Below are 12829 nucleotides of genomic sequence, written 5' to 3'. Positions count from 1 at the left end.
ACAGGTAAAATACAATGATACTTTTCAATAGCGGTGTGCTTACTTCTTTTAGACATACAAAAAACTCCTCTCATAGTAGACTAGAATTTTTATTTTTTCTAGTGTCTACTATGAGGGGAGCATATCACATTCGTAGGTCCTGCTTTTTTTTGATGGCTCATATTGTTGATTGGTCAAAGGTTGAGGAATGAACTGTCCGTCAAGCAAATATAACCCAATCTCTTCTTTATTTATGAAATTTTTTTGGATCAAATGAATCATACACTCTTATTTTTTTCGAAGCCAGAAATAACCTGTTGTAATCAAGATTCCCACTCCAACCAAGGCAAGAGCCATGTCTGCTTGCCTAGATTCACCTGTTTGTGGCAAGCGTTTCACAGAATCGATTTTCTTGCTTGCTTTTTGTCCACTTCCACCTGTTTGTGGTAGTTTTTGGCTAGGTTGATTGGAACTAGGAGTCGTTGGATTTTTCAGCTCTCCTGAATGAAGTGGCTCGTTGTCATCCAGCGGTTTTCCAGGACGCCTAGAGGAATCCTCCGATTGAAGCGGCTCTTCTGAATCGTCCGGTTCTCTCTGATCAAAAGGATCTTCCCAATCCGTATCGGGTGTTGTACTGGAGTTTGAGGTCGAGTCACTGTCGGTCGTGGTGCTCGAATCAGGCGTCGTTTCGCTTTCTGTTGTGGTACTTGAATCAGGCGTTGTTTCGCTTTCCGTTGTAGTACTCGATTCAGGTGTCGTTTCGCTTTCTGTTGTGGTACTTGAATCAGGCGTCGTTTCGCTTTCTGTTGTGGTACTCGAATCAGGCGTCGTTTCGCTTTCTGTTGTAGTACTCGATTCAGGCGTCGTTTCGCTTTCTGTTGTAGTACTTGAAGCTGGACTTGAATCGCTATCAGACGTAGTGCTGGAATCGGTCGACTCTTCTGGTTCGACAGGGATTTCCGGTTTTTGCGTTAATTTTCCAATATAACGCCCGATATAATGTAACTCTGAATTGGAACCTTGTCCGTCTAATCGATTGGCAATTAATGTACCATTGATTGCGCTGTAGCCACCCTGAAATATGACGTTGGCATAGGGAGCTAGCACGGAACCTGTTAAATTGGTTTGATTGAAAGTCACTGTTGAAGATTTTGGTTCAAAGACCCACAAAATCCGATTCGCAATTTGATTGGTATTTTCAAAATTAATTGCGGTTCCATTTAAAGCAATAGAGTTAAATTTTAAATTGTTCCCCTTCACTTTGATTACAATGGTATTGTCTTTGGATTCGTCCACAATATTGACCGCATTGCCTTGACTTGGGTCGATTTCAAAAACATTTAACCCCGCTTGTGTTTTTAATTCCATTCGACCATGAAGGTCCTCACCGGTGGATCCTGTCATTGGCAGTTGCCATAACTTTTGATTTAAGGTACTTAAATCAGCCTTTGCTGCAGCCATAAATGCGGCTAATTGTGAGGCTCTGACATATTCTGAGCCTGTTTGCGAAACCCGTTCAATGATTCCCATCATTTGCTCGCTACTAAGCACGGCATCTCCGTTATGTGTCTTCGTCTTTTTTCCTTTGATGGCTTCTTCTGCGAGTATCGCCACATTAAATCGAGGAAGCTTATAATCAGAAAATTGATTCACGCCACCTGCTAATCCTTCTTCAAAGGTCACAATATTGACGTTCTCAAACGTTTTAGCAGCAACGGGACCACCCGTTTCATGAAAATCGACGAATGCTTCAAATAAAATCGCATTAAAGTCATCCGCACCGCCCAATAGGTTTTCTGAACTACTTGGCGTCCAAATTAAATGATCTGCTGAAATACGTTGTGCGCCATCCGTACGTGGTAGCGCCACTTCTTGCACTGGAAGGGCAGCCGAAGTCTGAGCTTGGTGTTGCTCTTCTTTATCTATGGCGATTTGACTTGTACGGTCTGTTGATACTTCTTGCAGAGAAAAACTTTCTGTTGTTTCGTAATCTTCTGCCCAAATCGGCTGAAGATTAACGGTTGAAAATAATAATAACCCGAATACAAATGACCCATAACCCCGTTGAACCTTTTTCATTTTTTCACCTTACCTTTTTTTCATTTGACATTTCTTATGTTATCTGAAATAACGTATTTTCTATATCCGATATTTTTGTTTTTTCTACCCCTTTTTTTAGGAATACGAGCACAAGTACACAGGCGGCTTTAACCAACCAAATGCGGTCAAGAAAAAAACAGCGAATGATAGACGACGAATTTGAGTGACGCATGTACTTAAGAATGTCTCGTCTTGATAAAGCAATTTCTATGCCAATTTCACTTTTTTTTATTCGCTGATTTTGTTCTTTAAATAAAATAACAACTAAGATGAACTATTTTGTCTACTCTTTTAAAAAATACGGCCTCTCCTTTTTTAAATATAACAGCACGACTCATTTATTCACGCTTCGAAGAGCGATTCGCATTTACGTTTTTTCTCAAACACACACTTTGTCTGTCCTTACACACTTTTTTTGCACAAAAAGAGCGCAGACCCTATTGGAGTAAGGTGCTGCGCTCTTTTTCATTTGTAATACTTGGCTTTATTTTCTTGCCTTACGACGTCTAAACGTCCAAACACTTGCTGCTGATCCAACCAGCATGAACCCAAGTACGCCAAAGGTGATGGTTAATTCTTCACCTAATTGAGGTATTTTATTGGTTGTTGGTTTTTTCGGATCGGTTGGTTTTGATGATTCTTTTTCTGGTTGTTCTGGTTTTTCTGGTTGTTGCGGTTCTTCTGGAGTCAAGTCATCTGGCGCATTTTCACCCGTTGCTTTTTCTCTCAGAATCACGCCTGCATCCCAGGTTGGATCAATTCCTTCACTTGCTTTGAAAGATTGATTCGAATAATCTTTTGTGAGATGTTGATTCGTATCATTCAATGTAAATGCAATCGTCCAACCTTCAGCATCCGCATCTGAATCATTCGTATTTTGACCCGCATTTTGTTTGGTAAAGGTATAAAGTTTCTTCTGTTCCTCTGTTAATGTGAACTTCACTTTATAATCACCCGCCTCTAGCTCATCAAAGAGGTAGCGGCCATTTTTATCCGTCGTTGTTTCTGCAATCTTCTTGCCATTTGAGTCGTAAAGTTCTACTTTCACACCTGGTAAGACAGGTTCTGATTTGTCTTGGATGCCATCTTTGTTCGTGTCAATCCAAGTGTAATCGCCGATTGCGTAGGTTTTTCTTGTATTCGTAACCGTTAACCCTTCTTCAACCTTATTGTAACCCTCTGGTACTCCAACTTCTTTCACTGTATAGATATAAAGTTCTTTCTTTGTATCCGTTTTGTATAGGTCTTTCCAAGTGTAAGTCGTTGTGCCATTTTCAAGTGTTACTGGTTGACCAAGCGGTTCATTATTTCTGTAAAGTTGTAGTTCAATGGTTGGTTTTTCTTCCGGACCACCAATCCACACTTTAGTCCCTGTAACTTCAATTTTTTCTCTTAAAATCACACCGGCATCCCAAGTTGGATCGATACCTTCAGAAGCTTTGAATTCTTGATCGGTGTAATCTTTCGTTAAGAAGCTATTTTTTTCATTTAACGTAATTGTTGTCGTCCACCCGGTAACAGGATCGGCGTCAGAGTCAACTTGTGTATCTTCATCTGTATTTTGTTTAGTGAATTCATACTTCGCTGCTTGTTCCTCAGTTAAAGTGAATTTCACTTGATAGTCGCCTGCTTCTAATTCATCAAAGAGGTAACGCCCATTTTCATCGGTTGTTGTTTCACCTAATTTAATTTTGCCCGTTTCATCGTAAAGTTCAACGATGACACCTTCTAAAACTTCTTCGTCTTCATCTTGGATGCCGTCTTTGTTCGTGTCAATCCAAGTGTAATCACCGATTGCATAGGTTTTAAAACGATTCGTAAGTGTGAAGCCTGTTTCAGAAGTTCCTTCAATCGATTGATTGTATTGTTCAACCTCATCTTCCGTTACGGTATATTTGTATTCTTTACCGGTAGCATCATATTTTGGTAAATCACTAAAAGTATACGCCCATACGCCAGTTTCATTTCCCTTGATTTTCACAGCAGGAACTTGAATGATTTCTTTTTCATCTTGTTTCAAGCGAACGGTAATCGATTCTGGACGAGCCTTGTAGTAATTTTCTTTTCCTTTGAAGGTATCTTGCCAGACTTTGGTGACTGACACTTCGGTTGTTTCTAAACTGTTAACAATCTTAAAGTGCTGTTGACCATCTACTTCAGATAACAAGTTAACAATGCTTGAACGGTAGCCTGGAACTGCTTCCTCTTCTAAGGTATAAGTATATTCTTCACCGTCGGCATTGTATTTCGGTAAGTCAGTAAAGGTATAGATCCACTCACCTTCGGCATTGGCACCAAATTCAGCAACATCAACAACTTCAAGCGGAGCGTTGTTTTGTAATAAATGAACTTTGATTGATTCTGGGCGAAGGCCAAATTTGTTGTCAAAGTCAGACCAACCTTTGGTGACTGACACTTCGGTTGTTTCTAAGCTGTTAACAATCTTAACGTGCTGTTGACCATCTACTTCAGATAACAAGTTAACAATGCTTGAACGGTAGCCTGGAACTGCTTCCTCTTCTAAGGTATAAGTATATTCTTCACCGTCGGCATTGTATTTCGGTAAGTCAGTAAAGGTATAGATCCACTCACCTTCGGCATTGGCACCAAATTCAGCAACATCAACAACTTCAAGCGGAGCGTTGTTTTGCAATAAATGAACTTTGATTGATTCTGGGCGAAGGCCAAATTTGTTGTCAAAGTCAGACCAACCTTTGGTGACTAGTAGATCAATGGTTGTTAAAGTATTCGTAATTTCCGTTGTTCCTTCAGGGATTTTCCCTTCGTAGCCAGGAACAGGATTTTCTTCTACTGTATAAACATGTTTTTCAGTTGTCCCTTTCTTATAAACAGGTAGTCCTGTAAAGGTGTAGGTCCAACCTGCAGCTTCTGTTATTTCCACTGCTGGCAACTGGGAAAGAGTCTCACCGTCTTGCAATAGCTGTACCGTAATTGCGGCTGGGCGTAAACCAAAGCGGTCACCTGTATCTTCCCAAGATTTTTTAACCGTAATATTTCTGGTCTCTAAAGTATTCGTGATTGTTGTCCCTTCAACGAAAGAAGTATAACCAGGAACTTCTCCTTCAGTGACGGTGTACGTAAATGGCTTACCATCCTCGTCGTATTTTACCAATTCAGTAAACTGATAGCTCCAATCGCTGTCGGCAGTTGCCGTTGCTTCTTTTATTTTGGTGTTATTTTGGAAAAGATTGACGGTAATTTCATCTGGTCGGGTTGCAAAGAAGTTATCATTATCTTTCCATTCTTTCTGACCTGAAAGTTCAGTCGTTCCACGATAGGTATTCGTAATCGTTGTCCCTTCAATCGAAGAAGTGTAACCAGGAACTGCTCTTTCTTTGACGGTATACGTAAATGGTGTACCATCCTCGTCGTATTTCGCCAAATTAGTAAATCGATAGCGCCAATTGCTGCTGGCATTTACGGTTGCCGTTTGAATATAATTAGGGTCATCATTTTGGAAAAGCTGGACGCTAATCTCACTTGGTCTTGACTCGTCCTTATTGTTAAAGTCGTCCCAAATTTTTTCTCCTGCGACTTCAGTGACGTTGCGTAGGGTATTCGTAATTTCGTTTCCTGCCTCGTTCACTGTCACATCGTAAATAGATTCGTCTCGGTTCCCTGGAATTTCGCTTACTGGGTTACCATCTTTATCGACTTCAATGACTGTATAGTCATGCGCTTTCCCTGTGTCTGAATCCACTACAGGTAAATCAGTAAAAGTATGTTCCCAATTATTCAGTATTTTAGAAATCCCTAACTGGAAGACTTCTTGATATTTTTTTCCATCCTGTTGTACTTGTAAGTAAATAAATTCGGGTCTTGTTTGATGCTTATTCTCATAGTCTTGCCAAATTTTCTTGACCTTTAGCTCTGTAAATTTTTGAGTGAAGGTATTGGTTACTGTCAGACCCTCTTCTTTCTTCTCATAGTATTCTGGTGAAAAATCTTTTCCATCAGCATCGGTTTCTTTGACGAAATAAGTGAGCTCTTCCCCTGAATCGTCATGTGTTGGCAAATCCCCCCAAGTCACTTGCGTTACTGGGACTTTGCCACCTTCGAGTTCTTTTGTTGAGATTATATTGGCTTCTTCTGAACTGTTATTTGATTGACTATAAAGAGTAAACCAAATCGTTGGTTTCACACTTGGTAGACCTTCTCCTGTCCAGACTTTGGTTGCTTGAATCTCTTTTTTGATACGTTCGTTTGTGATTTGGAGCATGCCATCAACGATTGTTACATTGGCATTTTCACTTTCTTTCCATTCACTGTTAAAGAGCTTAATTTCTGTTGCTCCAGCTTCTGTTCCTTGCAAACCAAAATAAATCGGAGCAATTGGTGTATAACCTGGTTTTGCCTCTGTTTCCGTTAAAATGAAGCGTCCGTACCACAATTTATTTAAGATTAGCTGGCCAAGATCTGATGTGGTTAGGTTTTCACCTAACAGGCTTTGCTCTCCGTTGCGTTTTAGATAAGCGAGTGAGAATTGAACATCAGATAAGGCTTTCTCTGGTTCATCTTTATCGACTTTATTCACAGTTAACGGAATCGTTGTGCTACTTCCACCACCACCAAAGTGCCATTTTGAAACGTTAGCCAATCCCTTATTTCCATCGACTTTGCCACCGACTACTTCACCATTGGTTGATAAAGCAATCGTATTTTCAACACTTGTATTTCCAAAGACCCATGGTTTTAAGGCAGTTCGATAAGTAATGCGGTAAGGGTGAGTGATACTACCAGCCGTTTCTTTTCCACCTTTCGTCGTCCAATCCTTAAATTCGATGGTTAAACGCGCCTGTTGGTCTTTAACATTCGGATCATTATCCTTAAAAGTGGCGGTATAGTCTTTTGGCTCAAGCGCTTGGTATTTGTCTCCCATTTTGACGAAAACAGCCAAAGTCTCTTCAATATACGTTTGTTTATTATCCACTTGGTCAATAATTTGAGCTGCTTGATTATCGACTTTGATTAGTGGCATGGCCTCTTGATTGACATCCACAGTCCACGCAATACTATCGGTTTTTTCATCGAATGCACTTTGTTTCTCAGGTGCATTTTCATTACCCTTAAAATAATCGATAGACGCAGTGACTTCTTCAAACTCACCTTTTATACCATCAATCAATTGAGCTTTGTTGGTATAGCGGTCTTTCTTCTCATTTACAGATGGGTAACGCAAGATTGCTGTTTCATAGGTGACTTGATATTGATAAGGACCATCCGGCAAAGAAATTTCAAATGAATTGTCTTCATGCTTGTAGTTTGCCGCATCTAATGTCATCTTATCTTTTGTATCAACCCGTTCTACTTTCATGGTATCGGGCAATAGTTTTTGATCGACAGGTATGGTGTCTGTAATTTTTGCTCCAACGAGTGAAATATTCGTTTTTGGATATGCCGTATTCACAAGGATTTCCCAAGTAATGGTACGAGGGTCTTGTTCTTTATTAATTGAGACGCCATTTTTTTTCATGGATAAAGTTGGTTGATTGTTTTGCCAACCTTCCTTATCTGGAGTCTTCATCGTTCCACGGCCAAAGACTTCCACGTCATTTCTGGCATGTTCTTTTTCATCCTCAGGAGTCAAGCTCGTGTAATAGGTTAAAATATATTTTTTCGGTTCTGTTGCTTGCTTGAAGTTAATTTTGAAATACTTAAAGTCCGCTTCATTGACACCATGGACAATGTCATAAGTAGACGAATCAACGACTGTACCATCTTCCAAGGTGATCACAGGCTCTCCGATTAATGTTGCGGTTGTTGGTTGGAAGGTATCGGTTAATTCTAAATCATAAATAACGTGTTCGTTCGTGTTAAAGGTGACTGTCCATTTGTTCTTTTTCTTTCCATCGGCATCGACTTCCACACTACCTGTTTTTGTAATGCCTGGTCGTCTTGGTAGCATTGTTTTCTCGGCAGAGTCCGTATTTCCTTGCCAGTGTAAGTCTACTGTATTTTTAACCGAAGCGTTGGTTTCTTCTCCCTTCGCATCTGTCGGTGTATTGGTTGAATAGGTAATGGTATATACTTCTGTTTTTGTTGTTTGATTGAATGTTACGGTAAAGCCTGGTTTTGCTGGCTTTTCTGTCAGCGTATAATCCGAATCTGCCAGAGTACCACCCGATTCCGATGAAATGCTAAAGCTGCCTGGAATGATTTTTAAAGAAGTGTCTGAAAACGTATCTTCCAAACGTGCATTCGTTAATTGAAGCTTTTGTTGGTTAAAGGTAATGGTCCAATCAATGACTTCTTTTCCTAAAGCTTTATCATAACGATAGCTTCCATTTTTTTGAATCCCTGGCTTGATACCGTCGATTCCAATCTCTCCTGTACCAATTCCCGGTCCTTCAGTCGTCCATTTTAAATTGGCCTGATTGGCAAGTTTATCTGCCTTTAAGCCGTCTGCTGTGACTTTCGTCCGGTAAGTCAAGACGTATTTTTTGGCCTCAACGGGAGCAATCGTTAGCGTAAAGCCTTCGGAGTTCTTCGCCAATTTTTCTGTATCTTTTAAGGCTGCCCCATTTATTTGAACTGAATTTTCGATAAGTTTTAAATGGCTAGTATTAAAAGTATCGGTTAAGACAAAAGGTTGATCAAAAGCATAGCCTTTAGAATTAAAAGTAACCGTCCAATCGATAAAGGCTTCACCATTTTCTGAAACGACGACGCCTGCTTTTGCTAAGTCTGGTGTCGTCGTGACTTCTTGTTTGGCTTCTGCTTGATTTTCTTCAGGGTCTTCTACCGTATTGGTAATGGTTTCTTCTTCCAGCCCACCTGGTACAAGTGAGGAATATTCCAATAAATAGCCCTTGTCTTGCGCATTTAAAATTTCAATCCTTAGTTCGCCAGTCGTTGAATCAATCGTTGCCTCGTATTCGTCTGACGAAAGTTGACGACCGATCTGAGCTTGACCTTGGTTGTTCTTCGTGACTTCACGAATCGTCAAGTTCAATTTAGCTAAATCAAAGGAACCATGAGACAATTGATCCTTTAGAATCGTCGGTTTTGGCAAGCTTGCTTGGTTATAATTATATTGGACTTGCCATCGAACCAAGTCTCCTGTTTGCCCTAGGCTGCTTTTCGCAAGTGTTTCTTGGTTTTCTCCCCAAGTAATGGTCTCTTCCGTAGACACAGGGTTTTTGTCACCTGTCCCTAAGGTAATGTTGGCTGCATTTTTAATGACGGTTGCTTCGGCGCCCAATTCCTTTTGGTCGATGGCTGTCGTGTAACGAATTTCATAGGTATCATAAAGCTCGCCAAAGTTCAGTGTAAAGCCGTTTTCAGTGATTTCAGTCGGAGACAGGTTGACTTTTTCTTCTCCCTTGTCTTCACCAGCAGCATTTCGCTTAATACGATAGACTTCAAAAGTATCTGGCAAGAGTTGATGGCCTGCTTGTAAGACGTCTTCAACGGTCGCCTGTTCATAGTGGTTCATTTCATCGTTAATCCGTATAACCCAATCCGCGTGGGTTGCTTGGTAAGTCGTCACTTCTTTTTTGTCAGCGACCATTTTATAGGTTTGAACCGTTTTCTTGTCTTCGCCTTCAAACCCTTCGTTTTTATCATAGAAGTTTAGGTTAAACGATTGGTCCGCTCCAAAAGGAATTTCTAGGTTTTGGAAGCGATCGTCTTCAAAGGGACCACCTTCGAGTTCACCCGACAAGTCAATAAAAAATTTCCGATCATTGGTATTCACGAAGTTTTCAGAAAACACAAATTTAACCACACCATCTTCAATGGTATAACTACCTTTTCCATCCCCAAGAGCTTGCGGTTCGGTTACATTTGCAATAGCAAGAAGTTCTGGCAGCTGATATTCATAGATGACCCCTGCTTCTAATTCCTGATTTTCTAAATTATTATTTGAAACATTGAAATTCAGATTTAATTTGAAACCGGAAATGGTCGTTAAATCAATTTCCGTGGTGTCGCCATTTGAATAGTTCACTGTCTGACCGTTTTTATCAACCAGTGAAAATTGAATCTCCGTTAAAGTCTGATCCCCTAGGCTTTGTACTTGCCTCGTTGTTTTCTTTTGGACGTGGGATTCCCTGGCAGGTTCCTCCTCTTCCTCGGCGGATTCTTCCTCGGCAACGACGGTTTCATCTGTTGTCGCGGTGGTTGCAGAAGTTTCGGTCTCTGACGGCGGCTGTGATACCGTCGTTGTTGCTGGACTCGTTCCTTCCGTGGCACTGATGCTTTCGCTAATCGGTGCCAGTGCCTCCACTGGATTTGAGGCGGTGGTTTCTGTTGTTTCTTGCGCGACTTCCGTACTTGTCGTCGCAAAGTCTTCCGCAAAAACCGTTGCTACCGGTAATAACGATTGTCCGAAAAGAACGGCAATCATTAGGATCGCGGATAGCTGTGTTTTTATTTTTTTATTCATGACTTTCCCTCCTGTTTACTCTTTAATTGAACTTGAAGCGGCCAACTTTTTTTCTTTGCTTCTTTCGAATCAAAATCCTGATTTTTTGTCCCTTCACCCTTCCTGATTGAACACAACAAAAAATCATTTGTTGATAAAAGTTTCCATCGACTTTTATCCATAAATGATTTTTTTCATTCACTCTATGATAAACGGTCTCTTTTATAATCATTCAATCGGTAAGCTGTTTTACCTACTTGCTGAAAGCCAATTCTCTTTCCATTTTGTAAAAAGCGCCAATCAAACGTTTATCATTGTATCATTCGCGTTTTTTTTTCACCATAAATATGCTCAATTAAGACGGATGAACGACACGTTATCAGAACATTGTTTCCTCATTTCCTTTTCACTAAAAACCATAATAAAAGCTTACATAACAAACAGAATTGCCCTTTATTATCCTTCTATTCAACTTATTTCTAATTATTTTTTCATCTTCCTTCCTTATTTTTCATTTTATATCCTCTATGTTAGCTGAATTTGCTCATTTACTATATCCATTTTTTTGTTTTTTTATACCTCATTTTATAGATTTTCTTTTTATAAAGCGTCACCCTATCACTTTTTGCCACAAATGACCTCTAAGAAAAACAAACAAAAAAAATGCTCGTTACTTTTGGTTAATACCAGTCAAGGAATGAGCATTTTTCTAAATATTGTCGACTTTTTTCACAAATGCGTGTACAGTTTTTGAATCAGTTCATGGTAATTTTCCGGTTTGGGAAAGGCGGCCTTGGTTCGCAAACCAAACGGGTCTAACTTCGACAATCCTTCGTGATCGTCTTGATATTTTTCACGAAAAGCAGTCGGCGTCATTTTCAATAAACGTTTAAACAGTTGGTTCATTGACTTTGTGGTACTAAAACCACTTTCAAAAGCGATGTCCGTAATTTTCTTTTCAGAGGTTACTAATTGATCCATCACTTTTTCAATCCGACGCATATTCACATATTCTTGAAAGCTGACCCCAAGGTTTTGCTTGATAAAGGTTGATAAATAATAAAAATTCAACTGCTCCAATTCGGCAATCTCTTTCAGGCTGACCCCTTTCTCAAAATTCCGGTCAATATAATCTAAAATCCGACTCAAACGTTCTAAATCGCGGCTTCTATTTCTAGTTTCTCCGGTGTCGTCTTCAAAGTATCGAACAAGAATCTTGCCTAAATTTAACAGAGCGGTCCCCATATCTAGTTGATAACCCGGCTTTTTTTTGCGCCACTGATACGCTAAGGTCGCAAGTTGTTGCCGTATTTTTTCAAAGGGGCCCTCTTTCGCTAAGACTTCTGTACGCGAAAAATACGTGGCATTACAATTAAACTTTTTTTTGGAATAATTCGGAAAATAATAGTTATAAAAATCGGTGTCGATTTGAAACTTCAAAACAGCATTTTTCTCACTTGTCCCAAAAACTCCGTGAAGTTCGTAACGATTAATGACAACCAGATCATTTTCTTCTAGACGAAACCCTTCTTCTTCTACCCGGACATTGATTGACCCCTCTAAAACAAAAAGAATTTCTAATTGCTTATGTCTGTGAAGTGGATAACCTTCGATTGCTTCAAGCGCCATGTCAACCGGCACTCGAGTTTGCGCTTGTACATATTGATAATTTGTCCCCATCGAATCATTTACTCCTCGCGTATCAGTTATTTAAACAAGTGTATCATATCACTTTCCTGTCCAATCCACCATACTTATTTTATATTATCCATCTTTTTTATTCATTTTCTCTTCTTTATAACTTGTTTTACAACTGCTATACACCAGCATTCTCTTTTAACAAAAGTGTATTTTTATGCATTTATTCACTCCGAACCCTCGTTAACCTCTTTGCTACGACAGGCGATTACACCCGTCCAACGACTTTTGTTTTTTGTTATTTTTCACAAATAAATCTGTTTTCATTTTTCTCGTCTTTCAAAGAGGCAATGCATCTTTTCCAACGAATCGATTGGTCTTATCACTCTTTCTCCCGAGTGTCAACCTACAGGGATTACCATCACTTGATTCTTTCTGCGATTGATTGAATGTTCTTTTTCTCTTTTGTTACAAGTGAAAAAACGAGTTCTTTTTATTCAATTGTGAGAGTAATTATTTATACTAACATACACCCTTTTATGTGTACTATTCCACTTCGAAAGTAATCACAAATGAACCGAAACAAAAAAATCAGATCTCGAAAATTTCATTTGAAAGATGGCTATTTCAAAGAAAAAATCTGATGTCTGTTTTTATTTTTGTGAAAAAACAGCAGTTATCCGCTGTATCACTATACGAGGCATTGATTGTTTTGTTAAATACAAG

Annotated in this window: 3 protein-coding genes; all 3 read right to left on the bottom strand. The window is 39.6% G+C overall.

Annotated features, from left to right (window positions below; all coding sequences use genetic code 11):
• Positions 1–267: 267 nt before the first annotated feature.
• The 3 genes from ACYSNO_RS11980 to ACYSNO_RS11970 all read right to left on the bottom strand — a co-directional run bounded on the left by ACYSNO_RS11980 (position 268) and on the right by ACYSNO_RS11970 (position 12145).
• A complete protein-coding gene (locus ACYSNO_RS11980; RefSeq protein WP_461731318.1) occupies positions 268–2058 on the bottom strand; it encodes a collagen-binding domain-containing protein in 1791 nt (596 codons plus the stop codon).
• A gap of 505 nt (positions 2059–2563) precedes the next feature.
• Complete coding sequence (locus tag ACYSNO_RS11975) at positions 2564–10486, bottom strand: Cna B-type domain-containing protein (protein WP_461731317.1); 7923 nt, start codon at positions 10484–10486, stop codon at positions 2564–2566.
• Positions 10487–11194: 708 nt separating this feature from the next.
• Entirely contained in the window at positions 11195–12145 is a 951-nt protein-coding gene (locus ACYSNO_RS11970; RefSeq protein WP_461731316.1) for a cupin domain-containing protein, read from the bottom strand.
• Between the last annotated feature and the right edge of the window lie 684 nt (positions 12146–12829).

Source organism: Enterococcus sp. LJL98, assembly GCF_054871745.1.
The sequence above is the reverse complement of the archived record's forward strand: the minus strand, read 5'-3'. Positions and strand labels throughout refer to the sequence as shown.